At 65.6% G+C, this 26,320-nt stretch carries 23 protein-coding genes and 1 pseudogene; 9 read left to right on the top strand and 15 right to left on the bottom strand.

The genetic code is table 11. The annotated features are described in order from the left end of the window. Nucleotides 1–39 precede the first annotated feature (39 nt). Nucleotides 40–1,602 carry a molybdopterin-dependent oxidoreductase gene (locus LK459_RS11975; RefSeq protein ID WP_227918543.1) on the bottom strand — a complete coding sequence of 521 codons (1,563 nt, stop codon included), beginning with the start codon at nucleotides 1,600–1,602 and terminating at the stop codon, nucleotides 40–42. Between the two features lie 186 nt (nucleotides 1,603–1,788). Between LK459_RS11975 and LK459_RS11970 the strand changes: the two genes are divergently transcribed. After that, nucleotides 1,789–2,460 carry a fasciclin domain-containing protein gene (locus tag LK459_RS11970; RefSeq protein WP_227918541.1) on the top strand — a complete coding sequence of 224 codons (672 nt, stop codon included), beginning with the start codon at nucleotides 1,789–1,791 and terminating at the stop codon, nucleotides 2,458–2,460. A gap of 124 nt (nucleotides 2,461–2,584) precedes the next feature. Next, nucleotides 2,585–2,800 carry a hypothetical protein gene (locus tag LK459_RS11965; RefSeq protein ID WP_007238602.1) on the top strand — a complete coding sequence of 72 codons (216 nt, stop codon included), beginning with the start codon at nucleotides 2,585–2,587 and terminating at the stop codon, nucleotides 2,798–2,800. Between the two features lie 60 nt (nucleotides 2,801–2,860). On the opposite strand, the gene lon is transcribed toward LK459_RS11965, so the two are convergent. Next, entirely contained in the window at nucleotides 2,861–5,203 is a 2,343-nt protein-coding gene (gene lon / locus LK459_RS11960) for an endopeptidase La (RefSeq protein WP_227918540.1), read from the bottom strand. Nucleotides 5,204–5,635: 432 nt separating this feature from the next. Here lon and LK459_RS11955 point away from each other — a divergent pair, with 432 nt between their 5' ends. After that, nucleotides 5,636–6,109 carry a hypothetical protein gene (locus tag LK459_RS11955; protein ID WP_227918538.1) on the top strand — a complete coding sequence of 158 codons (474 nt, stop codon included), beginning with the start codon at nucleotides 5,636–5,638 and terminating at the stop codon, nucleotides 6,107–6,109. A gap of 277 nt (nucleotides 6,110–6,386) precedes the next feature. On the opposite strand, the pseudogene LK459_RS11950 reads toward LK459_RS11955, so the two are convergent. From LK459_RS11950 to LK459_RS11920, 7 genes and pseudogenes are all read right to left on the bottom strand, one after another. Then, a pseudogene (locus LK459_RS11950) lies at nucleotides 6,387–8,547 on the bottom strand (DUF222 domain-containing protein). Between the two features lie 253 nt (nucleotides 8,548–8,800). Then, on the bottom strand, nucleotides 8,801–9,247 hold the full coding sequence (locus tag LK459_RS11945) for an SRPBCC family protein (RefSeq protein ID WP_227918537.1): 447 nt from the start codon (nucleotides 9,245–9,247) through the stop codon (nucleotides 8,801–8,803). Nucleotides 9,248–9,512: 265 nt separating this feature from the next. After that, nucleotides 9,513–10,343: an SDR family NAD(P)-dependent oxidoreductase gene (locus tag LK459_RS11940; RefSeq protein WP_227918535.1), complete on the bottom strand. Its 831-nt coding sequence runs from the start codon at nucleotides 10,341–10,343 to the stop codon at nucleotides 9,513–9,515. Nucleotides 10,344–10,412: 69 nt separating this feature from the next. Next, nucleotides 10,413–11,885 carry an MFS transporter gene (locus tag LK459_RS11935; protein WP_227918531.1) on the bottom strand — a complete coding sequence of 491 codons (1,473 nt, stop codon included), beginning with the start codon at nucleotides 11,883–11,885 and terminating at the stop codon, nucleotides 10,413–10,415. Nucleotides 11,886–11,899: 14 nt separating this feature from the next. Beyond that, on the bottom strand, nucleotides 11,900–12,430 hold the full coding sequence (locus LK459_RS11930; RefSeq protein WP_227918522.1) for an SRPBCC family protein: 531 nt from the start codon (nucleotides 12,428–12,430) through the stop codon (nucleotides 11,900–11,902). Further along, the gene (locus LK459_RS11925) at nucleotides 12,430–12,813 is read right to left on the bottom strand and encodes a nuclear transport factor 2 family protein (protein ID WP_039993916.1); all 384 of its coding nucleotides are present in this window, start codon (nucleotides 12,811–12,813) and stop codon (nucleotides 12,430–12,432) included. The genes LK459_RS11930 and LK459_RS11925 overlap by 1 nt, the downstream gene beginning before the upstream one ends. Nucleotides 12,814–12,839: 26 nt before the next feature. Beyond that, nucleotides 12,840–14,231: a glucose-6-phosphate dehydrogenase gene (locus LK459_RS11920; protein ID WP_227918521.1), complete on the bottom strand. Its 1,392-nt coding sequence runs from the start codon at nucleotides 14,229–14,231 to the stop codon at nucleotides 12,840–12,842. A gap of 87 nt (nucleotides 14,232–14,318) precedes the next feature. Here LK459_RS11920 and LK459_RS11915 point away from each other — a divergent pair, with 87 nt between their 5' ends. Continuing rightward, nucleotides 14,319–16,097, top strand: a complete 1,779-nt coding sequence (locus tag LK459_RS11915) for a glycoside hydrolase family 15 protein (protein ID WP_227918519.1) — start codon at nucleotides 14,319–14,321, stop codon at nucleotides 16,095–16,097. A gap of 17 nt (nucleotides 16,098–16,114) precedes the next feature. Here LK459_RS11915 and LK459_RS11910 read toward each other — a convergent pair whose 3' ends face one another. From LK459_RS11910 to LK459_RS11900, 3 genes are read right to left on the bottom strand one after another with little or no spacing between them, the layout of a single operon-like run. Beyond that, on the bottom strand, nucleotides 16,115–16,549 hold the full coding sequence (locus LK459_RS11910) for a nuclear transport factor 2 family protein (protein WP_007238591.1): 435 nt from the start codon (nucleotides 16,547–16,549) through the stop codon (nucleotides 16,115–16,117). Between the two features lies 1 nt (nucleotide 16,550). After that, nucleotides 16,551–16,937: a DUF427 domain-containing protein gene (locus tag LK459_RS11905; protein WP_007238590.1), complete on the bottom strand. Its 387-nt coding sequence runs from the start codon at nucleotides 16,935–16,937 to the stop codon at nucleotides 16,551–16,553. A gap of 33 nt (nucleotides 16,938–16,970) precedes the next feature. After that, complete coding sequence (locus tag LK459_RS11900) at nucleotides 16,971–17,651, bottom strand: nitroreductase family protein (RefSeq protein WP_227918518.1); 681 nt, start codon at nucleotides 17,649–17,651, stop codon at nucleotides 16,971–16,973. 145 nt (nucleotides 17,652–17,796) lie between these two features. Between LK459_RS11900 and LK459_RS11895 the strand changes: the two genes are divergently transcribed. After that, entirely contained in the window at nucleotides 17,797–18,843 is a 1,047-nt protein-coding gene (locus tag LK459_RS11895; RefSeq protein ID WP_227918516.1) for a lipase family protein, read from the top strand. A gap of 187 nt (nucleotides 18,844–19,030) precedes the next feature. Here the strand turns inward: LK459_RS11895 and LK459_RS11890 are convergent, their stop codons facing one another. Together LK459_RS11890 and LK459_RS11885 are read right to left on the bottom strand one after the other, a co-directional pair. After that, complete coding sequence (locus LK459_RS11890) at nucleotides 19,031–20,551, bottom strand: catalase (protein ID WP_227918515.1); 1,521 nt, start codon at nucleotides 20,549–20,551, stop codon at nucleotides 19,031–19,033. A gap of 151 nt (nucleotides 20,552–20,702) precedes the next feature. After that, a complete protein-coding gene (locus LK459_RS11885; protein WP_227918513.1) occupies nucleotides 20,703–21,653 on the bottom strand; it encodes an oxidoreductase in 951 nt (316 codons plus the stop codon). 55 nt (nucleotides 21,654–21,708) lie between these two features. Between LK459_RS11885 and LK459_RS11880 the strand changes: the two genes are divergently transcribed. The 3 genes from LK459_RS11880 to LK459_RS11870 all read left to right on the top strand — a co-directional run bounded on the left by LK459_RS11880 (nucleotide 21,709) and on the right by LK459_RS11870 (nucleotide 24,885). After that, complete coding sequence (locus LK459_RS11880; RefSeq protein ID WP_227918511.1) at nucleotides 21,709–22,833, top strand: alpha/beta hydrolase family protein; 1,125 nt, start codon at nucleotides 21,709–21,711, stop codon at nucleotides 22,831–22,833. Between the two features lie 135 nt (nucleotides 22,834–22,968). After that, the gene (locus LK459_RS11875) at nucleotides 22,969–23,628 is read left to right on the top strand and encodes a PAS and ANTAR domain-containing protein (RefSeq protein WP_007238584.1); all 660 of its coding nucleotides are present in this window, start codon (nucleotides 22,969–22,971) and stop codon (nucleotides 23,626–23,628) included. A 78-nt stretch (nucleotides 23,629–23,706) separates the two neighbouring features. Further along, nucleotides 23,707–24,885 (top strand): zinc-dependent alcohol dehydrogenase, encoded by a 1,179-nt coding sequence (locus tag LK459_RS11870; RefSeq protein WP_227918509.1) that lies wholly within the window; start codon nucleotides 23,707–23,709, stop codon nucleotides 24,883–24,885. Nucleotides 24,886–24,939: 54 nt separating this feature from the next. Here the strand turns inward: LK459_RS11870 and LK459_RS11865 are convergent, their stop codons facing one another. After that, complete coding sequence (locus LK459_RS11865; RefSeq protein ID WP_227918507.1) at nucleotides 24,940–25,725, bottom strand: SigB/SigF/SigG family RNA polymerase sigma factor; 786 nt, start codon at nucleotides 25,723–25,725, stop codon at nucleotides 24,940–24,942. A 175-nt stretch (nucleotides 25,726–25,900) separates the two neighbouring features. Between LK459_RS11865 and LK459_RS11860 the strand changes: the two genes are divergently transcribed. Beyond that, nucleotides 25,901–26,317, top strand: coding sequence for an STAS domain-containing protein (locus LK459_RS11860; protein ID WP_227918505.1), 417 nt, complete (start codon nucleotides 25,901–25,903; stop codon nucleotides 26,315–26,317). Nucleotides 26,318–26,320: the final 3 nt, after the last annotated feature.

Below are 26,320 nucleotides of genomic sequence, written 5' to 3'. Positions count from 1 at the left end.
TCGAGCCCTTCGGTCCGGGTGCAGCCCTGGCGCGTGACGCTAGGCCACCTGGACGACGCGGCTGTGCCATCCCGTGGCTCCGTCGGGGATCGGGGCCACCCGCTGGCCGGTTTGCGTCCGACCCTCGGCGTCGGTCGCCCGGCAGTACAGCGTGTGCTGTCCGGGCGTCGCCTGCCAGGTCCAACTCCACTGGCGCCACGTGTCGGTGGAGTACTCGGTCGCGAGAGTCGCGGTGTTCCATTCACCGTCGTCGACCCGGACCTCCACTCTCCTGACACCCCTGTGCTGCGCCCAGGCCGTACCCGCCACGACAACCGGCCCGACCGGATTGGTCGACAATGGCGCCGGCCTGTCGATGCGCGAGGCCGTCTTGATGGGCGCCTTGACGCCCCAGCCGCGTTTGGCCCAATACGATTGCGCGCGGTCGAATCTCGTTATCTCCCAGTCGACCACCCACTTGCACGCGGAGACGAAGCCGTACAGCCCGGGTATCACCTGCCGCACAGGATAACCGTGTTCGAGCGGTAGCGGAGCGCCGTTCATGCCGACGGCGAGCATGGCGTCGCGCCCATCGGTGATCGCATCGAGGGGTGTTCCCGACGTCCAGCCGTCGACGCTCGTCGAGAGCAACATGTCGGCGTCGACGTGCGGCCGCACCATCGCGAGGATGTCGCTCATCGGAAATCCGATCCAGCGGGCATTGCTTGCCAGATTGCCGCCCACCTCATTGGACACGCAGGTCAGGGTGATGATCCGCTCCTGTGCCGACATCGCCATCAGATCGCTCCAGTCGAGTGTGATCTCGCGGTCGACCATCCCGTGAATTCTGAGTCTCCAGTCTGTGGTGGAGAGCTGCGGCACCTGAAGGGCGGTGTCGATGCGATAGAAGTCTGCATTGTCGGTGAGAAACGGGGTCGCACCCTTCACCTCGACGCCCGGCGGCACGGCCCGCGCACTCGACGCGGGTCTGGGTAGCACGAGGCGTGCCCGCTCCGCGATCACTCCACCGGCGTCGGCCAGACGTCGCGCGACCACCAGCGACACAGCGGACGCTCCGGCCACCACGGCCGCGGTGACGAGGAATGTTCGCCGTGACCAGCCGGAATCATCTGATTCACAACCCTTCTCATCGGCGGTGTGCGATCGCCTCTCAACGCGGTTCGTCCCCCGCGCCCCGCGGCAGAGGATGACCAGCAGGACAACCGCCACGACGCCCGCAACGATCGAGGGGATGACATAGCTGACGGTCGCAGTGGGCCGAGTCGCCGCAGCGACGACCCCGAATATCGCGACGAGAACGACGATCAGTGCACCCGCAGGGGGCCGCACCACCTGCAGAATCCCCGCCAGGACCGACAAGACCGCGACCGCGAGACCGACGCCGATCATCAACGCCAATTTGTCGTTCGTACCGAATGTGTCTATCGCCCATTCGCGGGCAGCTGCGGGCGAATGATCCACCAGGAAAGCCGACACCGCCTGAAATGGTGATGCCAAGCGCGACAGCGGAATAGCGACCAATTCACCGGCCGCCAGACCACCGATGACCGCAAGTGGACCGGAAACCACGGCACGAAGCCAGGTTTCGGATCGTTGTCGCATGACAGCACTCCTCATCCGAAGTCGAGCTTGTCGTGCGTCGACTTCTGCAGGGACTTCGTACGAGGTATGCCCGCGGATGGGTCGGGAGTTTTTCTTTTCTTCTCACCCATCCGCGACCACGTCGCCAGCGAATGCCCCCCGAGACTCACAGTTCGGTGGGTTTGTACCTCGATGATTGGATCGATCATGGTAGCCAACAGATTTCAACGCCTGTCGCTCGCAGCGGCTGGGGCAGTACTCACCGTCGGTGTCATCGCGGGTTGCTCTGACGACAGCAGTTCGTCGTCCGACACCTCAGCGTCGTCGATGGCGCCGATGTCGTCGTCGGAGATGCCGATGAGCAGCAGCATGGCCGCAGCACCAGCGGCTCTCGTCGGATCGGGATGTGCCGACTACGCCAAGGCAAATCCGTCTGGCAGCGGTTCCGTCGAGGGAATGGCGATGGACCCGGTCGCCACCGCGGCGTCGCACAATCCGATGTTGAAGACGCTGACGCAGGCGGTGTCGGGCCAACTGAACCCCCAGGTGAACCTGGTCGACACACTCAACAACGGCCAGTACACCGTTTTCGCACCCACCGACGACGCGTTTGCAAAGCTCGACGCCGCGACGGTCGACAAGCTCAAGACCGACAAGGATCTGCTGACCAAAATCCTTACCTACCACGTCGTTTCGGGACAGATCGCACCCGACAAGATCGACGGCACCCACAAGACCCTCGAGGGCCAGGATGTGAACGTCACCGGATCGGGCAATGACATCAAGGTCAACGATTCCGGCGTCGTCTGCGGTGGCGTCAAGACCGCCAACGCGACGGTCTACATGATCGACACGGTGCTGATGCCGCCGAGCATGTGAGTGCGTCGGTGATCGGTTGCAGGGCAACCCCATCTGGGCTACGCACCGGATCGCGTCGACCACCGGCCAGTGGCGAGGAGTATTCTCGCTGACTGCCGGTGACCGAGCGGCGGGAAGGAGCACGATGGAGCGATCGATCGTCGAATGTTCACGTGGGGCCTACTACTCCACCATCTGGGTACCGCTGGTGTCGTTCAAGGCTCTCCGCTTGGGTAATACCCGCGTGCAGCGGTGCCCGATCCACCACAAGTGGGAGAAGACGTGGCTCGTTGCGCCTGACACGTTGGAACCGGAGGTGCTCGCGAAGGCACGCGCGACCCGCGACTCGCGCATCCCGTAGTCGCTCCGCGACGCAAACGAACCCCGGGAGATCACTCCCGGGGTTCGTCGTATCGCAGTGTCAGGCCGCGACTGTTTCTTTCGCTCCGTCGGCGGCAGGCTCGAGGGCCTGCGCGACGACGTCGGCGACGTCGGCCACAGGTGTGACCGTGACGGCGTCGAGGATCTCGGCGGGAACGTCGTCGAGATCGGCGACGTTGCGCGGCGAGATGAATACCTGTGTCAGCCCGTTGCGTTGTGCCGCAAGCAGTTTCTGCTTGAGCCCACCGATCGGGAGCACCCGCCCGTTGAGTGTGACCTCGCCGGTCATGCCGACCTCGGCGCGCACCTTGCGGCCGGTGGCCATCGACACCAGCGCGGTCACCATCGTGATGCCGGCACTCGGACCGTCCTTGGGGACCGCACCCGCGGGCACGTGCACGTGGATGGTGCCCTCGAGGTTGCTCGGATCTATGCCGAGATCACGTGCATGCGCACGGACATACGACAGCGCGATCTGCGCCGACTCCTTCATGACGTCGCCGAGTTGGCCGGTCAGTTGCAGACCGCCCTTCCCTTCACTGGTATCGGTGCGGTTGGCCTCGATGAACAGCACGTCGCCGCCCATTCCGGTCACCGCGAGTCCCGTGGCAACGCCCGGCACCGCCGTGCGCTCCTCGGACTCCGGGGTGAACCTGGCACGTCCCAGATACTCCTTCAGATCGGACTCGTCGATCGTGACAGGCGTTGTGGCCTTGCCGCTTTCGATGTTGGTCGCGACCTTGCGGAACAGCTTGGCGAGCAGACGCTCGTACTGTCGCACGCCCGGTTCACGGGTGTAGTTGGCAGCGATCTCGCGCAGCGCATCCTCGGTCACCGACACCTCGTCGTTGGCCAGTGCCGCACGCTCCTCCTGCCGAGGGAGCAGGAAGTCGCGGGCGATCGCGACCTTGTCGTCTTCGGTGTAGCCGTCGATGGTGACGAGCTCCATGCGGTCGAGCAGCGCCGACGGGATGTTCTCAATGACGTTGGCCGTCGCGAGGAACACCACGTCGGACAGGTCGAGATCGAGGTCGAGGTAGTGATCGCGGAACGTGTGGTTCTGCGCGGGGTCGAGGACCTCGAGCAGCGCCGCCGCGGGATCGCCCCGGAAGTCGGAACCGACCTTGTCGATCTCATCCAGCAGCACAACGGGATTCATCGATCCCGCCTCGCCGATGGCGCGCACGATCCGGCCCGGCAACGCGCCCACGTAGGTACGACGGTGACCGCGGATCTCGGCTTCGTCGCGCACACCGCCAAGAGCGACGCGCACGAACTTACGGCCGAGTGCGCGGGCAACAGACTCACCCAGCGACGTCTTGCCGACGCCGGGAGGACCGGCCAGCACCATGACGGCACCGGAACCGCGTCCGCCGACCACCTGTAGCTTGCGCTCGGCACGGCGGGCTCGCACCGCGAGGTACTCGACGATCCGATCCTTCACGTCGTCGAGACCGTGGTGATCGGCGTCGAGAATCTCGCGAGCGCCCTTGATGTCGGTGGAATCCTCGGTCGTCACGTTCCACGGAAGGTCGAGCACGGTGTCCAACCATGTCCTGATCCAACCGGTTTCGGGCGACTGGTCGCTGGCGCGTTCCAGCTTGCCGACCTCACGCAGAGCCGCCTCGCGGACCTTTTCGGGAAGATCGGCCGTTTCGACGCGACCACGGTAGTCGTCGGCGCCGTCGGGCTCGTCCTCACCGAGTTCCTTACGAATCGCGGCCAACTGCTGGCGGAGCAGGAATTCCTTCTGCTGCTTCTCCATGCCGTTGCGGACGTCGTCGGCGATCTTGTCGGAGACCTCGGTCTCGGCGATGTGCTCGCTGGTCCACTCGATCAGCAGTTGCAGCCGCTGGCCGACGTCGGGTGTCTCGAGCAGTTGACGCTTCTGTACGTCGTCGAGCCACGACGAGTAGCCCGAGGTGTCGGCCAGATCCGACGGATCGGTCATCTTGTTGACCGCGTCGATGATCTGCCACGCCTCGCGACGCTGCAGCATGGCCAGGACGAGCTTCTTGTACTCGGCAGCCAACGCCTTGGTCTCGGCGCTCGGCTCGGCGTCGGAGACCTCGGTGACCTCCACCCACAGCGCATTGCCGTGGCCGGTGGTGCCGGTTCCGATGTGTGCGCGCTTCTCACCTTTGACCACGGCGGCCTGGGTGCCGCCGGGCATGCGACCGACCTGCACGATCGACGCAAGAACCCCGTAGGTGGGGTACCGGTCGTCCAAGCGCGGGGCGACCAGCAGTTTTCCGGACTCACTGGCCCGGGCCGCGTCCACCGTCGCCTGAGCGGCGTCGTCGAGGGGCACGGGCACAACCATGCCGGGCAGGACGACCAGGTCAGGAACGAAGAGGACGGGCACTGAATACGTGTCAGACATGTAACCTCCAAAGTTCAGTCTGATCGACTCAACCCTGGTGGCCGGATGTTTGTTCCCGGGCAGATTTCGCCGGGGGCGGAATTGGGGTCGCCCGTGTGTCGCCGAGCGCCCGCTTGGCCCCTCTGGGTCGAGGAGGCGGCACCTCCACGGGGCTGAACGGGGCGCAAGTACCGAGACAGCCACCATCGACGGCGTCGCACGTACCGGACGTTTGGAGACGTCGGCCGCGCTCACTCTATTCCCGGCATTCATCTCACTCGCGCAGGTCCCCGTTACCGATGTCAAGATCCCCCGATCGGTGGACCTCATGATCAACCGCCACACCACCCGACCGGTGGAAGGTCATCGCCCCTGGCGAGCGGCAAAGTCATTGGTGTCAGAAACAGCCCGCCCAGCCCCGACGGGGACCGGACGACACTTGGAGGAGACACGATGACCATCTCGAAGAACGTCAAGACCCGCACCCTCGCCGCCATCGCCGGGCTCGGCATCGCCGGAGCGCTCGCCGCGGGCGGAGCCGGCCTCGCCAACGCAGGCACGCTGCCGGTGACCCACCCTGGCGAGCCCTCCGTCGCCATGACGCTCACCAACCACACCGACAAGACCGAATGGCTTGCCTCGGCAACCCCCGGTGGCGGCAACTGGGTCCAGGCACCCGCGCGCTCGCTGGCGCCCGGAGCGTCGGAGACGGTCGTGAGCGTCGCGCCCAACAGCAGCTACGAGAGCGTGTTCGTCAACTACCGGGTCGGCGCCTTCGGTCCGACTGCGACATACAACCTCGAGAACGTCCGAGGCAACGTCAACACCGACATGACGGGCACCTCCGGCGGAGGCCACTACTTCATCAACCAACCCGACATCGCCACCGGCTACCCCAACGTCAACGTGAGCTACGACCTCTGGTGATCCTCGCGGCGAAACCCTGATCCGGATGGAGGCACGATGAACAGCACGCCTGGTCAACGACGGATCCCTGGCGTCGTTGACCAGGCGGCCTCACGTGAATGGTTGTTGATCGCGGCCCTGACCTCAGCCATGTACTGCTCGTGCTCGACTCGAGCATCGTCGGTGTGAAGCTCCACAGCATGACGCACGGTCTATACCTCGTCGTCGGGCGGAGTCGTGATCGCCAGCGTCCACGGATTCATCTGTATAGCAGCACCGCGGCTCCGCAGACCACCGTTCAGAACGGGGGTGGCCCGACGTCGTCGACGAGGGGCTGGCCGTTGTCGTGGGTGAGTCGGCGTTGTCGGTTGCGGTGGCGTTCGGCGCGGCGGCGGGCGTGTTTGTTCGCCGCGCGTGTTCGGTGGCGCGGGTTGGTCTCGGGTGGCTTGATTCGACGCGGTGGTGGGTCGCCGGTGGCCGGTGGGGTGAAGCGGAGTCGGCGTAGTCCGGGAAAGGTGTCCTCGAACGTTTCGGCGTCGCCGGGGATGACGAAGCCTTCGGGGGTGATGTATTCGGTGACCAACCGGCCGGTGGCCGGGTCGCGGTATTGGTCATCCACCCAGTCGCCGAAGGTCTTGGTGATGTGTCCGTATCGGCATTTGGTGTTGAGGTTTTCGTAGCTGGTGTGCCCACCGGCCTCGGGGTTGTGGTGGTCGTATTCGGTGACGGTCGTTGTCGGCGGTCCATGCCGAATGGGCGCAGCCGGGGTCGGCGCAGTAGCCGTCGCGACAGCGCACCGCCTCATCCAAGGCGGTGGACGGGCGGTAGGGGTCGGTACCGTGTGCGGGCAGGGTGTAGGTGCCGTCGGCGTTCTCGGGAGTGTTTGTCGGTACCACCCGGCGGGTCACCGTGTCCGGGCGAGCGGCGATATCACGGACGTGTTCGGCGGAGATGATGCCGTAGCCGTCCATGAACCCGACCGACACCGACTCGGATGACTGGCCGGTCCGGTGACCGTCTTTGCGCGCATAACGCAACCCGGGCCGTCGGCCACCGGCAGCATCGCCGGGCGCGTCACCGTCGGACACACCATCGTCGTCGCTGCCGTGAGCGACGCCACCAGACGACGAATCCGTCTCGCCGTCAACGGCATCCGCTGCTCCGCCACCGGTTTCTGCGGTGCCGTCATCGGTTCCCGCGGTGCCGTCGGCGAAATCCGCGGTGCCCTCGGCGGGCTTCCCAGTGCCGTCAGTGGAAGCGGCGGTGCCGTCGACGACATCCGCGGTGCTGTCGGCGTGCTTGGCGGTGCCGTCAGCGTGGCTTCTGATGCCGTCGACGCGATCTGCGGTGCCCTCGGCGAAATCCGCGGTGCCCTCGACGCGATTCCCTGTGCCGTCAGCGCAATCGCCGGTGTTGTCGGCGCGCTGGGCGGTGCCGTCGGCGGAATCGGCGGTGCCGTCGACGCGATTCTTGGTGCCGTCGGCGGTTTCGGGTGGGGTGAGGGCGGCATCGTTGCACACCACGTGGATGACGAACCGCGGATCGGCCGGCGGGACGGTGCCCGGTTCGGGAATCGTCGCAGTGCAGTCGATGCTGCCGCAGGCGCATTCAAATCGGGAACCGCTCAAGAGCGCGAACATGGCATCCGAGGCGCGTTGCTGACGAGTACGCCCATCACCGTCGCACACCGCGTCAGCCAAACGTCGTACCGCTGCGACCGCTACCCGCACGTTCTCGGCCGACATCACGGCGGTGAGCTCCCCGACCCCGTCACCACAGTTGTCGGTAAACACGCCCCGCTTATCCAGAGCACGTTCACGACGTTCACGCACCGCATCCGGATCCTGGCGGAACACGATCCGATCCACCATGTCGCGCAGGCGGGGTCGCTTCCACGACCCTCGCCGGGTACGTAGCGTGGTCGCGATCTGCTCATCGACAGCGGCCACCACCTCGGGCGGGGTGCCCGGCCCACGTGCCAGGTCGGTGCGTGAGATCACCAGTCGCGCTTGCTCGACCGACACGATCCCCTCGCGCAGACAGCCGAACACCTGCGGCAGATCATCACGCAGCACGATCGCCTCGTCGATCATGCGTTCCGCCTGCGGACGTGACACCGCGAAGACTCCTGAGATGCGTGCCGCAGCATCCGAAAAGCCGTCGACGATCAGGCCATCAGACGCGGCACGCTCGACAACCAGCCGGTCATAGAGCACGCCGATCGACTGATACCGCGCCCACGCCACAAACGCCTCACCGCACCGCAATCGGGTCAAACCCTCCAGCACGGCAACCGTGTCCGAACCATCTGGAGCGGCGGGATCGACACCACCCAACAACCCGAGCGGCACGCCCGTTGCCCAGTCCAACTGAACAGCATCGGGCGTCGAATCGAATCCTTCCGAATCATCACCTCCCGCAGCCGAATCGGCTCCTCGGCCAACTGACTCGATCGACACCCCGCACCACCTCCCGAGAACCGGATCGAACGTATGAGCCCATACTACGACCCGCCACCGACAAGAAATCCGACTGCGGAATCAGGGTAGAGAATCAACGCTTGAAACCGACATCAGCGAACCGCTGGCCGACGGGTGTGCGGCGTGGATGTGTGTCGATTTTCAGTATGTGTTCTGTAGCAACCACATTCATCGATTGGAGCCACATGTGCAGCTGCACCGAGGGCAATCACCACTCGGCGGGACCGTCCCCCTAGCGCGGCAGAGCTTTCGCGCGCTTGGCCGTCTGACGCAGCACCGTGACGAAGACGAGGTGAAAGCCCGCCGCGAATGCGGGCTCGACCACACGCAGAATCCGATTATTCAGCTCGAACGCCGACGTCCAGACCACCCTGGTTACGCCCGCCACTTCCGTGAACTCGACGCGACCCATCGTGTGCTCGAGCGCAGGACGCGAACGACGAATGGCGTACTCCATCAGGTGTGGTCGTTCGAAGGCGGTGACCTCTTCGCGCAGCGTGATGACGCCGCCATTGACCACGCGGACAGCGCCGAGTCCGTTCTTCTCCGTCACACCGGGTACGTCGACCCGTGCCGAGAGAACCACGGGTAGATCTGCCAGCCGCTCGTGGTCGACGAAGGCGTCGAATACGTCGCTGATCGGCGCGCCGATCATCTTGTCCACAACTATCGTTTGCATTGTGCTTCTTTCGTGTGCCGGACTCAGGGTAGCGCCTCACCCGGCAGCACCGGACGACTGTGAGGGCTCGACTCCCCTCGGAGTCCGGGCGACACTACGGTCGGCGACAATCGCCGCGACGCAAGGCGACGACGCCGCGATCGCCCGGCTGCATCCCGACATCGCCACACTGTTCAGTACCGCTGATTGCGCCGAAGGGATGGCATCGTTCGTCGAACGACGAGATGCGCAGTTCACCGGACACTGGTCTCCCCCGCCCTGGCGCTCAGGTGACCGCCGCGATCGTCCTGTCCGACATCCGTGGCGAGACGAGGTCGATGAACGGCAGCAGATAGCGCACCACAGCGGGTGACACCTCTTCGGGTTGGTGGGTGATGGCGCGGAGCAGCCAACGAGCAGCCTCGTCAACCTCGAGTGCCCCGACGTCGTCGTATTCTGCTGTCGGAGCGATCATCTCGGTCCGAACGAGCGGAAAGTAGACGTTGGTCGCGCAGACGCCGTCGGGGCGCTCGGCATTGAGACTGCGTCCGAAGATCGCGAGCGCACTCTTCGACGCCGCGTACGCGGAGAAACGGGGAAATGTGTTGGCGTGCAACGCCCAGGTGCACACGTTCACGAACTGACCGTCGCCGCGCTCGATCATCCCGGGTAGTAGACCCAGCGAGAGTTGCACTGCAGCGAGATAGTTGAGGCGCATGGTGCGTTGGTAGTCGTGGAACCGATCTGTCGAGCTGACGATCGTGCGTCGGATCGAGTGGCCCGCGTTGTTGACCAGCACGTCGATCCGCTCACCCGCCAGTTCGTCGATGAGCGCCACGACAGCCACCTCGTCCGAGAGATCGCAGACGCGATAGTCGCAGGCGACTTCGTCAGCCAGCGACTCCAACGCCTGCTCGTTGCGTGCCACACCGATCACGCGCGCTCCCCGCGCCGCGAGCTGCCGCGCAGCTTCTCGACCGATCCCCGCAGACGCACCCGTGATCACGACGGTCAGATCGGCCACACTCCTGCCCTGCCCGCTCAGCGCGGCGTCGACAACTCCCGGGACAAAGCTGCGACGCTGCACAAGCTCCTGCACCCTCCGCTGGATGGACAACGATTCCTCCCTCGATGGACGGTTTTATGGCCGACCACGCGTTGCGCGTGCTCAGCACCTGACCGCATGTCAGGACCCGACCCGCGTCGCGGGGTCCTGACATGCGGCGTTCAATGCGGGGGTCACCTGCGGTCGGAAGCCCGTGCCCGATCGGATGGTGAACGCAGCCACCACCCCGCCCAGTGCACAACACACCGCGGAGATCAGCATCGCCGTCGTGAATCCGGACCCGAGTGGCTGACCGGGCCCCGCGCTGATGCCCGCCACCGCCGGAAGTACCGCGACGGCCAGCAGCCCAGCGATGCGAGACACCGCGTTGTTGACGCCGGACGCCGCACCCGCATGCGCATCGTCGACGGCGGCGAGAGCCGCGGCGGTCAGCGGGGCAACGGTGATGGTCATCCCTGTCCCGAACAGCAGAACCGCGGGTAACACAGCCCCGAGATAGCTCGCGCCGGGCACGATCCGCGCCATGAGCGCCAGCCCGACGGCCGCGACGATCGGACCGACGGTCATCGGGATGCGAGGTCCGGTCTTCTGCGCGATCCGTCCCGACAGCGAGGACCCGAACAGCATCACGACGGTGCTCGGCACCATGGCCGCGCCGGCTTCGAGCGCCGAGTATCCCAGACTCTGCTGCAGTTGCAGCGCAACAAGGAACAGGGCCCCGCCGAGCGCTGCGTACACGAGCAGGGTGGTGGCGTTGGCCCCGGTGAACTGCGTCGACCTAAACATCGAGAGCTCGAGAAGGGGTGCGGGCGTGCAGAGTTCGATCGCCACGAAGACCACGAGAAGCACGACTCCCGCGATGCCGACGGCAATGATCCACGGCTCCCAGCCACGTGAGGGCCCCTCGATGAGCGCGACGATCACGCCCGCGAGTCCCAACGTGATCGTCACCGCCCCCGGAATGTCGGGACGAGTGCCCTTTACCGGCTCCCTCGATTCGTCAACGTGCCGCAACGTGATCGCGACCGCGACGAGCGCGATCGGCACGCTCAGGAAGAACACCCACCGCCACGACGCGGCGTCGACAAGCCAACCCCCGACGAACGGCCCCAGCGCGCTCGTCGCACCCGACATTCCCGCCCACAGTCCGACTGCCTGCCCTCGTTCCTCTTCCCGGATACCCGCGTTGACCAGAGCCAGACTGCCGGGCACCAGCGCGGCCGCCGCGACGCCCTGTACCAGACGCGCCACGACGAGCCACTCGATCGTCGGGGCGAGACCGCAGGCGATCGATGCGACCGCGAAGACGATCAACCCGCCGACGAAGATCGCCCTGCGACCGTATCTGTCCCCCGCGACACCGCCGGTGAGAAGCAACGCGCTCAGGGTGAGCATGTAGCCGTCGACCACCCACTGCTGCCCGGCGAGTCCGGTGTCGAGGTCGCGCGAGATGGTCGGCAGCGCAACATTGACGACGGTGCCGTCGAGAAAGGCGACACCCGACCCGAGCACGGCCGAGGCGATCAGCCACCGTCCCTTCGCCGACGACGAACTGACGCCGACCGGGCCGTCATCGGGTGCTTCGGAAGTCATCTGGTTGCCGGTTCTCACGCTTCGCGATGCGCGGTGATCGCGTCTGCCGCTGCCCGCAGATCGACACGGATGGCCGGGGGCACCACGATCGCGAGTGGGACGAAGACCGGGGCAAGCACGAGTGGAAGTGTGAACACGGCCCGCGCACCAACGGTCGTCGAGCCGTCGGAAGCCCGCTCGGCCGTCAGGACCAGCGCGGCGTCGACGAATCTCCACTGGCCGATCTCGACCCACCGCTGCGGCCGGTCGCTCCCGACGACCTCCATCCGTGGCCGCACACCGGGGACCACAGTCACATCGGTCCACGACGTTCCGACGTCACCGGGGTGATCGCCGAGCGGCATCACATCGGTGATCGCGCGCAGACTCGCCTGCCACTGCGGCCGATTGCGTGGGTCGGCGAGATAGTCGAAGGCCTCGTCCGGCGTGGCGTCGAACGAGACGGTGACATCGGCGACGGCGCGTCGAACGGTCGACGGAATACGCGGGAGGGCCACAACGTCGAGGCTAGCGCGCGAGGCACCGGCGGGAGACCGCCACGACATCACCCGTCATAGGAATCGAACGCCTTCATGTTCGACCAGTCGGGCCAGGTGAGCTCCCACAGCCGCAGAATTCGACCGCCGCGGAACTGCGCGATCAGCATGACCTCGATCTCTGTGGGGTCTTCGCCCGGGCGGCTGGTGGTGATCCACACCCGCCCGGCAAGACGATCACCGTTCTCCACCCAGGCGTCGTCGTCGTAGCGCACCGAGTAGGAGATGCCGGTGGGATAGACGCGCTCGTGGCCCGCACGAAAGGCGGCAAAATCCTGCACCTGTCCGTTGGTGTAGAGCATGAAGTCGGGGTCGTAGTACTCCTCGACCTTGGAGATGTCCTTCGCCTCGACCATCGAACTGAACATCTCACGCATCAACTGCTGCAACATGATTCGGTCTGCCCCAGTCCCGGTACCTACAGCGGCAACTCGGGCCAGTCCGCCGGACCGGAACTTCCTGCCGGATACTCGTCGATCGGCACCTTGTCGGCACGCCACGCGTCGACGATGGGGTCGACGATGCGCCAGCACTCTTCGGCCGCGTCGCCGCGGACGGCCAGTGTGGAATCACCCTTGATGATGCCCGACAGCACCTCAGCGTAGGCGCGCATCGAGGCGTTGCCGAAGTCGGCGTCGAGGTCGACCGTCTTGAGCGAGAACGGATGTGACCCGCGATGGACGTTGAGCTTCACCGACATCGCATCGTGCCCGAAAGTGAAGCGCAGGACGTTCCTCTCGACCTCGCCCTCGAACTGCTCGGGGATGTGCCGCAGCGGACGGAAGGTCATGACGATCTCCTTCGCCTCCGGCTCGAGCGCTTTGCCCGAACGCAACGTGAACGGCACTCCCTGCCACCTCATCGTGCGGACCTCGAAGGTGGCCTCGGCCAGGGTCTCGGTGTTGTTGGCTGGATCGACGCCGTCTTCGTCGACGTAATCGGGCAACGATTTACCGCCTGCCTCGCCCGCGGTGTAGCGCGCCCGTCGCGACGCCGTCACCGGGTCGTCGTCCCACAGGTGCACCGAACGCAGTGCCGCGCCGATCGCATCGCGCAGGTCCCGCTCGCCCAGCGTCGCAGGCGGCTCCATCGCGACAACCGCAAGGAGCTGCAGCAGATGACTCTGCATCATGTCCTGCATCGCGCCCACGCCGTCGTAATAGCCCGCCCGGCCCTCGAGTCCGAGACTCTCGTCGTAGCGGATCACCACCGACTCGATGTGCGTACCCGACCAGACCGGCTCGAAGACGCGGTTGGCCAGTCGCACGCCGAGCAGGTCGAGGAGCACGGACTGACCGAGGAAGTGGTCGACGCGATAGATCTGGTTCTCGGGGACCAGATCGAGGAGCAGTTTGTTGAGTTCACGGGCGCTCTTCTCGTCGCTACCGAATGGCTTCTCGGGCGCGAGGGTGGTGCCGGGCGGAAGGTCGACGTCGCGGAGCGCCTCGCATGCCTTGCGTGTCACCGACGGCGGCACCGCGAAATACAGCACCGGCCTGCCCTGCGCCTCGCCGAGGATTCTGCGCAGGTCGTCGGACACCGTCGGATCGCCCTGGCGGTAGACCGTCTCGTTCGCAAGACGATCAGCCGCGTCGGACTGCTCGTCGGCAAATGCCTCGCGCACCTTGTCACGCCACTGATCGTCGGTGAGATCGTGTCGGCCGACGCCGACCAGACGCACGTCGAGATCCGGTTCGAGTCCGAGCAGTTGGCCGAGTGCGGGTAGCAGCAGACGCTTGGTGAGATCGCCTGTCGCACCGAAGATGATCAGAGTGGTCAGTTGCGAGTCACTGTTCGATGTCCCGGTCACGTGCTCCTCCTCGACGGTGGTTCTCTTGCAGTGCCCGATACGTGGAGATTCACCGGGCAGGCTGCGATCACAGGCAGAATCGAGATCATGGCCGCCTACATCGAAGACTACGCACTCGTCGGGGACTGCCGCACCGGTGCGCTGATCTCCTGCACGGGAGACGTCGACTGGTTGTGTGTACCGCGCTTCGACAGCGCATCGATCTTCGGCAGTCTGCTGGGGGCTCCCGACCACGGGTCGTGGCATCTCGCGCCCACCGATCTCGACGCCCGGGTGACCCGCCGCTACGACGGGGAGACGCTGATCCTGGTGACACGCTGGGAGACGGCAGACGGCGTCGTCGAGGTGCACGAGTTCATGCCGATCGACGGCGGACGTGTCGACCTCGTCCGTCGGATCGTCGGGATAAGCGGCAGCGTCGAGATGGAGACGGAACTGCGCATGCGGTTCGACTATGCCCGGGTGGTCCCGTGGGTGTTGCAACACGGCGACGAGCACAATCCAGCACTGCGGGCGGTCGCAGGGCCCGATGCCGTGATCGTCCGCGGTATCGCCCTGGAGGCCACCGACCACGTCCACCGCGCGACGACGACCGTGCGCGAGGGCGACACCGTCGACCTGGTGCTCACCTGGTACCACTCGTATCGCGAAGAACCCGAGCCGCTCGACGTCGACGTCGCACTGCGCGAAACCCACGACTGGTGGACCGAATGGGCAGGGCGGATCGATCACACCGGGTCGCGCGACGCAACGATCGTGCGATCGCTGATCACGTTGCGCGCGTTGAGTAATCTCGACACGGGTGGGATCGTGGCTGCAGCAACCACCTCGCTTCCGGAATCCATTGGCGGATCACGCAATTGGGACTATCGATACGTCTGGCTGCGTGATGCGGCATTGACTCTCGACGTTCTCGTCTGCCACGGATTCGTGCGTGTCGCCGAACATTGGCGCATGTGGTTGCTACGCGCCATCGCAGGGGATCCGAAACAGCTGCAGATCATGTACGGCATCGCAGGCGAGCGCGAACTCCCGGAACTCGAGATGCCCCAGTTCCCCGGCTACGAGGGTTCGAGACCCGTGCGTGTCGGCAACGGTGCGGTCGACCAGTTCCAGGCCGACACGATCGGCGAGGTGCTCGTCGCGCTCGACGCGGCGCGCGCCGCGGGTCTCCCGGAGAACAAGATCTCGTGGTCGCTGCAGCGTGAGCTGCTCAAGCGTGCCGAGGAGCACATCGACGAGCCGGACAACGGCATCTGGGAGATACGGGGACCGTTGCGCAAGTTCACTCATTCGCGGGCGATGGTGTGGGCAGCATTCGACCGCGGTGTGCGTGCCGTCGAGGACCACGGCCTGAAGGGTCCGGCCAACCACTGGAAAGCCTTGCGCGACAAGGTGCGTGCCGAGATAGAGGAGACCATGGTCGATGAGGAGACCGGCCGGTTCGTGCAGTATCCGGGAACCACCGAGGTCGACGCCTCGCTACTGCAATTGCCGCAGGTCGGGTTCTGCGACTTCGACGATCCGCGGATGCTTGCCACGGTCGAGGCCATCGAGAACACCCTCATGCATGGCGGTCTGGTGTTGCGCTACCGGACGTCGTCACACGTGGACGGCCTGGACGGAACCGAACATCCCTTCATGGCGTGCACGTTCTGGCTCGCCGAGCAGTACGCGCGCAGCGGGCGTCGTGCGGACGCGGAAAAGGTGATGTCCCAGGGGCTGGCGACGGCCAGTGACGTCGGGCTGTTCTCCGAAGAGTACGACGTCGACGCCCGCCGACAGGTGGGCAACATGCCGCAGGCGCTGTCGCACCTGGCATACGTCCGAGCCGCTGACGCCCTGGCGGACTATCCGGACAACTGAAGCCGCTATCCGGCCGATCAGCGATGGGAGCCGACGGGAGAGTTCACGAACCACACGATCTCCTCGCGCATCGACCTACTGCGCCAGCCGTCGTCGGTGCGCGTGAGTTCGTGGTGGTAGTAGCCGCCGCACGAACTCTGTTCGCCGAGTCCGGGAATCTGCATGGGATTGAAGAACTGGGCGCGCACCGAGGCCGTGTCGCCGCGGATCTCCGCGTCGATGTTCATCACGTAGTGCATTGTCATCTCCAGCGACGACAATCCACGCTCGAGCCAGTCCACGACGTCGTCGACGCCTCCGGTGATGCCGAAAGGCGATGACGTGTAGTCGATTTCGGCGTCGTCGGTGAACACCGATCGGTACAGCGTCCAATCCCTGGCGTCGACAGCGGTCGAATAGCGCGTGAGCAGTTGCCTTATCTCGAGTGTGTCTCCGATGGTCTGTGTGTCCATCTCACCCCTCCCTGGTCGTGGTCTCGATCCTCACCGCATCCGGGTAGAACGCGACGTGCCCGGCGATGTCGGCGACGGCGGGATACGGCTCGTCGTAGTACCAGACCTTGTCGGCGAGCTCTGATCCGTCCGACGCAGCGATCCCGTGATAGCTCGCCTCACCCTTGTAGGGGCAGTACGTGTGGTGCCCGCTATGCGTGAGGAACTCTGCGCCGAGATCGTCACGCGGGACGTAGTAGACGGGCGGATACGACGCCTCGCGCAGCACGAGCGCCGCATCGGTCTCGGCGATCACCTGGTTTCCGACGCTGACCCGCACGTGCTCGGACGCCGGTTCGACGGTGATGGGATGCTCGGCATTCGGAAGCAGTACCTGACGTTCACTCACTGGTCCTCCTCGGGTGGTGCCCTGGGCACACGCTCACTCGGTCTCCGTCCCGGCTCGCAACGGCGGACCGTCGAATGTCTCCATCGTGACGAACTCGTCGACCGGTTGTCGACGAAGTTTGGTGAGTTGTTTGACCGGTTTGCCAATGGGCAGCACCGCGGCAACCGCGTACGTCGGCGGCAGGCCGAGGAGTTCGCGTACGTCGGGTTCTCGTGCCGTGGCCATCGTCGTGACGGTTCCTCCGTATCCGCGGGCGCGTGCCTGGAGGAGGATGTTCCACACCAACGGGTAGATCGAGGCACCGCTGATCACGCCGATCCGGTCGAGATCCTGGTCGGTTGCAGCGACCACCGCGAGATCGACCGAGACCACCAGGACAACCGGGGCGTGGACGAGGGGCGAGACGAAGGCGTCGACACCGTCGACGGCGGCGAGATCGGCCTCGCTCACCGAGGGCGGATTCACCGGATTCCACGGACTTTCCCCTGCGGCCTTCTGCGCGAGGTAGCGTCGCGCTGCTGGCTTGCTGAGTTCGGCCAGTCGGCGCTTGGTTTCGTCGTCGCGCACCACGACGACGTGCGCACCCTGGCGGTTTCCGCCGCTGGGAGCGAACCGCGCGTCATCGAGGATGTCGAAGAGCACGTCGTCGGGGAGCGGGTCGTCGGTGTAGCGCCGCGCAGCGAACGTCGTGCGCATCGCGTCACTGAGGTCCATGCCCTCACTATGCCAACGTTCGCCCGACGAGACATCCGTCCCGGCCGATCCGGTGCACTCGCCGACGTCCGGCGCTCCCCGGTGATTGAATGGCCCTCACGCGCGGTGACCCGACCGGCGGGTGCCAGGTGTGACAGGGGTGATGATGAGTCGACGGCCTGACCTTGTCCGACTCGAACCGATCGACTCCTGGGGTGGGCTGCACTCGGTTCGCCGGCTCGTCTACACAACTCCCGGGCCGGACGGATCCTCGGTGACGGCAACGGGTTTGGTGTGTCTACCGGATGCAGACGTACCCGCCGACGGCTGGCGGGTGGTCGCGTGGACCCATGGGACCTCCGGGTTGTCGGAGCACTGCGGGCTCACCGGCTCTCCCGACCTGGAGGCGGGCACGGGCGAGGCGATCGGTCGGCTCAACGCCGCCGGCTACGCCGTCGTGGCACCGGACTACCTGGGCCTCGGTCCGGGCACGCAGGGCCCTCATCCCTATCTGCACACCGACACCGAGTCGACCGCGACCATCGACGCCGTCCGCGCCGCACGCGTCGGTGTCCGCGAATTGTCGCAGCACTGGGCGGTGGCCGGACAATCGCAGGGCGGGCACGCTGCGCTGGCGACCGGACACCGCGCCTCGACATACGCACCAGAACTGATCTTTCACGGCACCGCGGCGCTGGCGCCCGCGTCGAACATCGAACACGTCTTCGCGATGGCACGGCCTGGCATGCCGTCGATTCCCGGTTTCCCGGTGGGTAGCCTGCTCGCCGTGTTGGCCGGGATGACGGCGACTCCACAGCGCGTCGACGTGCGCTCGTATCTGACCCCGACCGGTCGACGACTCTCCGATGCGATCACGGCGGTGTGCAGCGCCGCCTGGCCTGAACTCGTCGCCGGAGTGGCGGCGGGTTCCGTGGTGTCGAAACCACTGGGTGACAACGAGTTCCGACGTGCCCTCAGGGAGTACATGGCGGTACCGACCGGGGGCTACGGCGCACCGATGCTGATCGTGCACGGCTGGAGAGACTCTCGCGTGCCGCTGCCACTCACGCTGCGTTTACTCCGCGGGTTCCGGCGCGCAGGAACGCGCTACGAGTTCCACCCCGTCAACGCCGGCCACGACGACGTCCGCGACGGCGCAGGTCTGATGTACCTGTTGGCTTTTCTGCACAGAGTCATGCCGGCGCAGGGCTGACGCACGCGCACAGTCGGCGGGATAGAGCGCCCACTCGGCATCACCAAGCGCCCACTCGGCACCACCAAGCGCCCACTCGACGAGATACGGCGCACAGTCGGCGGGAATTCCCGTCGGCTGTGCGCCGTATTCAGCCCACTGGGCGCCGTATACAGCCCACTGGGCGCCTCGTTCGGCAGAGGGGGCGTCAGACCTTCTGCTGCATCGACGTCCGGGCAGGGTTGCCCTGGTCGGCGGCCTTCGGATCGGACTCGTCGGCCTTCTCCGTGACACCCTTCTTGATCTTCGCGCCGAGATCGGAGTCGACGCGACTCCAGTACTCGAAGGCACGCGCCAGCACCGGCTCGGTCACACCGTTGAGCAGGTGACCGACGACGTTGTCCACCAACCGATCCCGTGCGGCGTCGTCGAGTACTTCGCGGACCATGGTGCCCGCCTGACCCCAGTCGTCGTCCTCGGGATGGTCGACGTAGGCGCTGCGGATGATGTCACCGTCGGCGGCCCACTGGGGCTCATCCTGGCCGGAGAACGTTGCGGCCGGACCACCCTTGGAGTTCGGTGCGTACACCGGATCGGTCACCGGATTGATACGCATCGCACCGTCTTTGGAGTAACTGTGTACATCGTTGCGCGGTGCGTTGACCGGAATCTGCTTGTAATTAGCGCCGAGTCGCGCGCGATGCGCATCCGCGTAGGCGAACACGCGACCGAGCAACATGCGGTCGGGACTGAATCCGATTCCTGGCACGACATTGTTCGGCTCGAATGCCGCCTGCTCGATCTGAGCATGGTTGTCGGTCGGGTTGGTGTGCAGCGTCATCTTGCCGACGTCGTGCAGCGGATAGTCGCTGTGCGGCCAGACCTTGGTCAGGTCGAAGGGATTGAAGCGATACGAGACGGCGTCGTCGTAGGGCATCAGCTGCACCTTGAGCGTCCAGCTCGGTCGGCCTCCACCGGCGATGTTCTCGAAGAGGTCGCGAGTGTGGAAATCGGTGTCGGCAGAAGCCATCTGATCGGCCTCGTCCTGCGTGAAGAACTCGACGCCCTGATCGGAGATGAAGTGGTACTTCACCCAGTGCTTCACGCCCTCGGCGTTGACCCACAGATAGGTGTGTGAGCTGTAGCCGTTCATGTGGCGCCAGGTCTTCGGGATTCCGCGATCGCCCATGAGCCAGGTGACCTGATGGGCAGACTCCGGAGAGAGCGTCCAGAAGTCCCACTGCATGTCGTGATCGCGGAGGTTGTTGTCGGCGCGACGCTTCTGCGACCGGATGAAGTGCTGGAACTTCAGCGGATCCTTCACGAAGAAGACCGGCGTGTTGTTGCCGACCATGTCGTAAATGCCTTCTGACGTATAGAACTTCAGCGCGAAGCCACGCGGGTCGCGCCACGTGTCGGGGCTTCCTCGCTCACCGGCGACCGTCGAGAATCTCGCTACCATCTCCGTCTTCACGCCGGGCTGGAAGAGCGCCGCCGACGTGTACGCGGACACGTCTTCGGTGGTCTCGAAGGTGCCGAACGCACCACTTCCCTTGGCGTGGGGCTGCCGCTCGGGAATTCGTTCGCGGTTGAACTGCGCCATCTGCTCGATCAGGTAGTGATCGTGCAGGACGATGGGACCACCCGCACCGACGGTGAGCGAATGCTCGTCGCTTCCGGCAGGTGCACCGGAGTCCCGCGTCGTATAGAAATCGTTCTTGTCGGACATATCGCCTCCAACGGCTGTGATCGGCGAGGGGCTGTCAAATGGCGCCGGGCTGTTTCAACGCCGTGCTTTCGACACTAGACGTCCGATCGTCGCGGCGCAGAAACTTGACCTCACCAGCCGGTTACCCCCGGACGACTCGCGTCGACGTCGCTCAGCCCGTGTGCTCCGGCAGATCGAACACCACGCCGGTCGTCTTCTCGGCGACCTCCCACAGCGCGCGTGCGAGACCGAGGTCGTCGGTCTCCTCCGGCGGCGCGACGAGAACCGGTGCGCCCGACAATCCCAGAAACCCACCCGGGCCGATGTATTGACCGCCGAGCAACCCCGGGTCGGTCGCCGCACGGACCGACGACAGTGCACCCTCCGCCGGGTCCATGATGAAGGTGCCTCGCAACCGTCGCAGGCTCGGCGTGGTGAACAGCCAACTGAGCACACCCTGATCGCGCATCACCGAACTGTGGGTCGCGCCCGGATGCGCGAGCACCGAGGACGGGGCACCTTCGCCGAGCAGTGCGAGCCGGCGCTGCAGAGCAGCCGCGAAAACGGCCTGCGCCAGTTTGGACCGCGAGTACGCCGCGGCAGGACTGTAGCCCGTGTCCATGGCGAGATCGTGGGGGTCGAGTCTGCCGACCTTGGACAGTTTCGAACACACCGACACGATGCGAGCGCTGTCGCCGGCACGCAACAGATCGAGAAGCTGACCTGTGAGTGCGAAGTGCCCGAGGAAGTTGGTGGCGAAATCCATCTCGATGCCGCCGGGCGTGAGCTCCCGAGTCCCCTTCATCACGCCGGCGTTGTTGACCAGGATGTCGATCACCCGATAGCGCTCGAGGAACTCGTCACTCGCGCGTCGGACCGAAGCAGGGTCGCTCAGGTCCACCTGCACGATGTCGACCGAACCCGCTGGGCGCACATCGGCGAGAATCGTGTCGCGCGCGGTATGCGCCGCGTCGAGGTTGCGGCACGCGAGCACGACATCGGCCCCGAGGTACGCGAAGTGGGTCGCGGTCGCCAGCCCGACCCCGGAGTTGGCTCCGGTGACGACTGCCCTGCGTCCGGACAGATCGGGCGCATCGGACAATGTCCACCCTGGCTGCGCCATCCCCGGCTCCTCCCTTCGTCGCATATTCGTACGATCTCACACGATCAGATCAGGAATGGGCGTCTATGTGCAGGCACAATGGATACGCGAATTTCTCGCACCCGCTGCACTGCAGCTCGACCCCGACGCCGAGGACATTGCCATAGTGGCCAGCTTCCGGGCTCGGACCCTGCCGGTCCGAGTCCTCGCTCTCGCCGTGCTCACCGCCGTGTGCGCGGTGACGGGTGCATGCGCAACGCCCGCCGCGCCGCACAGCACTCCGAGTACCTCGGCGAGTGCGGCCACGGGGGCCGTGCCCGCGACGGCGCGGGTGTCGGCCGCGGTACCCAAGGGTGCGGCTGCCAAGGACATGGACAACCAGTCGCCCGCGTCGGGCATGACGCTGCACCGGTACTTCTACGCTGTGCCGACCGGGCGGGCCGATCCACAACAGAACTGGATGGACCTCTACCTCCCGCCGCGGCGCGGAAAGGTACCGCTGGTCGTGCTCATCCACGGCGGTGCCTGGCAGGCGAAGATCGGCGCCGGGACGTTCGCCACCTTTGCGCGACGACTGGCCGAGCGCGGCCTCGGCGTGGTCAACATCGAGTACCGGCGCGTCGGTAACGGCGGCGGATGGCCGACGACGTTTGTCGACGTCGCTGCCGCGATGGACGCGATCCCCGACCTCGCGAAGGCCTATCCTCAGCTCGACCTGCGCAACGCCGTCGTCGTCGGACATTCCGCCGGCGCGCAGCTCGCGGTCTGGGCCAGCACCCGACACGAACTCCGCAGCGACGAGGTCGGCGCCTCCCCTGTCTTCCGCCCGACGACGGTCGTCTCGCTGGCGGGACCGCTCGACATGCGGCGCGCAGTCGAGATGGGCGACACCCGGATCGTGCGTGTACTCGGCGGCACCCCGGACGAGGTTCCCGATCGCTACGCGTCGGTCGATCCGATACAGAACCTCGATCCGCAGACGCCGGTGATCGCTATCGCCGGCACCTCGGATCGGGTGGTGCCGCATGTCTTGTCGCAGGATTACGTCGCGGCGGACGCGAAAGCGGGCGGCCGGGCGCAGGCGATCATCATGCCCGGACAGACACACTCGTCGCTCGTCGATCCAAAGTCGAAGGCGTTCGCGCAGATACTCGAGCTGATCACACGCATCACCAACGACATCCACGCGAACGGCTCATGACGAGCGGATCCCGCTCACGTCCCGCCGCTCGCGGACCGGTGTCGGCCACCGCATCGATACCGACGTCGTCGAGTAAAATGTTCTTCTGCCCGAGCCCGTGGCATGCAGTGTTCTTCGACGTATGTAGGGGTCAAAGTGCTTGACGAATCCCGTCAGAATGCAGGGGCCGACGACGCCCAGCACGTGGGTAGTTTCCGCTTCTTCTTCGAGAGCGAGACATGGGAGTGGTCGGACGAGGTCGCACGGTTGCACGGCTACCGGCCCGGTGAGGTCACCCCGACCACCGCACTGCTCGCCACGCACAAGCACCCCGACGATCGCGACGCGTTCGAGACGATGGTGCACGACATGCTCATCCACCGCACACCGTTCTCGAGCAGGCATCGGATCGTCGACAAGGCGGGACGAACGCGACATGTCACTGTCGTGGCACAGCCCATGCTCGACAGCGACGGGCTTGCCATCGGCACCGAGGGGTTCTACCTCGACATGACCGAGATGCACACCGAAGCCCTACGCGAGGTAGACCGCCACATCGACCAGTTCCGGAAGACGCAGTCCGTGATCGAGCAGGCCAAGGGAATGATCATGCTCGTCTACAGCGTGAGCGACGACCGCGCGTTCGAGGTTCTCCGGTGGAGGTCGCAGACGTCGAACACCAAACTCCACGTGATCTGCTCGAACATCGTCACCGCGAGTAGCGGAGTGACGATGTCCGGTCCGACCCGACAACAATTCGATCAGCTCCTACTAAGTTCACACCTACCGCTCGACGAGGTGGCCGATACCAACTGAGCTCGGATCGACCATGTTTCGAAGCCGTTCGGTGTGGGCATGCTGCGGGGAAGGACCCGACACCGAAACGGAGAACTGATGCGAGCAGCGACCTGGCAGGGCCGACGAGACGTGCGTGTCGAAAACGTGCCCGACCCCGTCATCGAAGAACCGACCGATGCGATCATCAGGGTGACGTCGACCAACATCTGCGGTTCGGACCTGCACCTCTATGAAGTGCTCGGGGCATTCATGAATCCCGGCGACATCCTCGGCCACGAGCCGATGGGGATCGTCGAAGAAGTGGGCACCGCCGCGGGTGACCTCGCCGTCGGAGACCGCGTGGTCATCCCGTTCCAGATTTCGTGCGGAACCTGCCACATGTGCTCGGACGAGCTGTACACACAGTGCGAGACCACGCAGGTACGCGCACAGCACATGGGAGCAGCACTCTTCGGGTATTCGGAGCTCTACGGCTCGGTGCCCGGCGGGCAAGCCGAGTACCTCCGGGTACCCCAGGCCCAGTTCACACACATCAAGGTGCCCGACGACGCCCCAGATTCGCGCTACGTCTACCTCTCGGACGTACTTCCGACGGCCTGGCAGGCAGTGGAGTACGCGGACATCCCGTCCGGCGGGTCGGTGACCGTCCTCGGCCTCGGCCCGATCGGTGACATGGCGGCGCGCATCGCTGCCCACCGCGGAGCGCGCGTCATCGGCGTCGACCTCGTGCCCGAGCGGCTCGCCAGGCTCGAGCAGCGTGGCATCGAGACCATCGATCTGCGGGCGGTCGACGATATCGGCGACGAGATCCGCGACCGTACCGACGGCAGAGGGACCGACGCGGTCATCGACGCGGTCGGTATGGAGGCGCACGGCTCACCCGCGGCCCGATTCCTTCAGCGAGCTGTGGGGTTGCTCCCCGACGCCGCCGCCAAGCCCGTCATGGAGCACGCGGGAGTCGACCGGCTCGCTGCCCTGTACTCGGGAATCGACATCGTTCGCCGCGGCGGAACGCTGTCACTGATCGGCGTGTACGGCGGTAGCGCCGACCCGCTACCCATGCTGACGATGTTCGACAAGCAGATCCAGCTGCGGATGGGCCAGGCGAACGTGAAGAAGTGGGTGGGCGACATCATGCCCCTCCTCGGCGACGACGACCCCCTCGGTGTCGATTCCTTTGCGACACATGAGCTTCCTCTCGACGACGCCGCACATGCCTACGACATCTTCCAACGCAAGGCTCAGGGCGCGGTCAAGATCGTGCTGAAGCCGTGAGGTGACAGCCGACCTCGCGGCTCCCCGCCGTTCTCTGCACCATCGCAGCGTCCGTCAGTTGTCGGTCTCGGAGAGTGATGCGCGCAGCGCCTCGAGAGCCTTCGCCAGCAGCCGGGAGACATGCATCTGGGAGATTCCGATCTCCGCGGCGATCTCGCTCTGCGACATCGACCTGAAGAATCGCAACGACAGGATGCGGCGCTCCCGCTCCGACAGGCGCTCCAGCGCCGGCCGAAGGGTCACGGACTCGTCGACGCGCGTCAGTTCGGGATCGTCGTGGCCGAGTCGATCGGCGAGCGACGACGTCTGTCCGGATTCCGCGTCGATGGACACCGAGGTGTAGGCCGACCGCGCCAACAACCCATCGACGACGTCGGATACGGGCAAGTCGAGGAACTCGGCCAGTTCACTCGGACGAGGTGAGCGACCGAGCCGCTGCACCAGATCGTCGGCGGCTCTCGTGATGTCGAGTGAGGCATCCTTGGCCCGCCGCGGCACTCTCATCGACCACATCACGTCACGGAAGTGCCGTTTCACCTCTCCCATCATCGTGGGCACCGCGAAAGCCAGAAAACTTGTCCCCAGCGCGGGATCGAAACGGTCGACGGCGTTGAGGAGTCCCAGCCTCGCAACCTGCAGTAGGTCGTCGAAGTTCTCTCCACGATCGGCGAATCGGCGAGCGATGTTCTCGGCGAGAGGCAGACACCGCGAGACGACCTCGTCGCGGATGACCGCGCGCCGGACCGGGTCACGGTGCGCCCGCATCTCACCGAGCATGTCGACGACATCGGAGTAGTCGTCCGGGTGATCACCCGACTCGACCGTCGGAGCAGGAGTCAACGAAATCTCTTCTCGATTGTCCGTCTCGATCGCCGGATTCCGGTGTGCCCGTTTTTCGCACTTTCCTTGAAGAGCTGCACTCTGCACCGTACCGTCGAAGGAAGCGGTTCAGCCAACAGCTGCAGAGCGGGTATGCACCCGCACCCTTTGCAACCGAATGGACGGACACGCGCGTATGAGCTCGCACGACATCCAGCTCTCCCCACCGCCGACCCGATCGCGCGTGGTCACAGTGACGCCGACGCCCGAGATCATTCCGAGATGTCCTGCAACTGTTGCCCTGCAACAGTTTTCCGGTTCCATCGACGCCCGGAACATTGCCGATGCCGCCGCCGCACTCGATGCCGTTCTCGCGCAGGTCCCGGGGTCGGCGATCATCGACATGACCACCGTGGACTTCGTGAACGTCTCTGGTATTGCACTACTCGCCCGCTTCTGCGAGGACGCGAAACGCGCGGGAATCGTCGTCACGTGCGCCGTGAACAGGTGCGTATCCCGCGCCGTCGCGCTATGCGCTTCTGCGATCCCCACCGATCAGTTGTCGTGCACAGCACTCCTCGAAGCGCTCGACGTCGACGCCGCTGTCAGGTAGGGC

This window comes from Gordonia otitidis (assembly GCF_020735545.1).
Lineage (GTDB): Bacteria > Actinomycetota > Actinomycetes > Mycobacteriales > Mycobacteriaceae > Gordonia > Gordonia otitidis.
The sequence above is the reverse complement of the archived record's forward strand: the minus strand, read 5'-3'. Positions and strand labels throughout refer to the sequence as shown.

What these genes read in the sequence shown, in the direction of transcription:
- LK459_RS11935 (WP_227918531.1), bottom strand. Translation starts at nt 11,885, where the DNA reads ATGACTTCCGAAGCACCCGATGACGGCCCGGTCGGCGTCAGTTCGTCG.
- LK459_RS11955 (WP_227918538.1), top strand. Translation starts at nt 5,636, where the DNA reads ATGACCATCTCGAAGAACGTCAAGACCCGCACCCTCGCCGCCATCGCC.
- LK459_RS11895 (WP_227918516.1), top strand. Translation starts at nt 17,797, where the DNA reads ATGAGTCGACGGCCTGACCTTGTCCGACTCGAACCGATCGACTCCTGG.
- LK459_RS11900 (WP_227918518.1), bottom strand. Translation starts at nt 17,651, where the DNA reads ATGGACCTCAGTGACGCGATGCGCACGACGTTCGCTGCGCGGCGCTAC.
- LK459_RS11910 (WP_007238591.1), bottom strand. Translation starts at nt 16,549, where the DNA reads ATGGACACACAGACCATCGGAGACACACTCGAGATAAGGCAACTGCTC.
- LK459_RS11915 (WP_227918519.1), top strand. Translation starts at nt 14,319, where the DNA reads ATGGCCGCCTACATCGAAGACTACGCACTCGTCGGGGACTGCCGCACC.
- lon (WP_227918540.1), bottom strand. Translation starts at nt 5,203, where the DNA reads ATGTCTGACACGTATTCAGTGCCCGTCCTCTTCGTTCCTGACCTGGTC.
- LK459_RS11880 (WP_227918511.1), top strand. Translation starts at nt 21,709, where the DNA reads ATGGGCGTCTATGTGCAGGCACAATGGATACGCGAATTTCTCGCACCC.
- LK459_RS11860 (WP_227918505.1), top strand. Translation starts at nt 25,901, where the DNA reads ATGAGCTCGCACGACATCCAGCTCTCCCCACCGCCGACCCGATCGCGC.
- LK459_RS11890 (WP_227918515.1), bottom strand. Translation starts at nt 20,551, where the DNA reads ATGTCCGACAAGAACGATTTCTATACGACGCGGGACTCCGGTGCACCT.
- LK459_RS11870 (WP_227918509.1), top strand. Translation starts at nt 23,707, where the DNA reads ATGCGAGCAGCGACCTGGCAGGGCCGACGAGACGTGCGTGTCGAAAAC.
- LK459_RS11965 (WP_007238602.1), top strand. Translation starts at nt 2,585, where the DNA reads ATGGAGCGATCGATCGTCGAATGTTCACGTGGGGCCTACTACTCCACC.
- LK459_RS11885 (WP_227918513.1), bottom strand. Translation starts at nt 21,653, where the DNA reads ATGGCGCAGCCAGGGTGGACATTGTCCGATGCGCCCGATCTGTCCGGA.
- LK459_RS11930 (WP_227918522.1), bottom strand. Translation starts at nt 12,430, where the DNA reads ATGTCGTGGCGGTCTCCCGCCGGTGCCTCGCGCGCTAGCCTCGACGTT.
- LK459_RS11925 (WP_039993916.1), bottom strand. Translation starts at nt 12,813, where the DNA reads ATGTTGCAGCAGTTGATGCGTGAGATGTTCAGTTCGATGGTCGAGGCG.
- LK459_RS11970 (WP_227918541.1), top strand. Translation starts at nt 1,789, where the DNA reads ATGGTAGCCAACAGATTTCAACGCCTGTCGCTCGCAGCGGCTGGGGCA.
- LK459_RS11975 (WP_227918543.1), bottom strand. Translation starts at nt 1,602, where the DNA reads ATGCGACAACGATCCGAAACCTGGCTTCGTGCCGTGGTTTCCGGTCCA.
- LK459_RS11945 (WP_227918537.1), bottom strand. Translation starts at nt 9,247, where the DNA reads ATGCAAACGATAGTTGTGGACAAGATGATCGGCGCGCCGATCAGCGAC.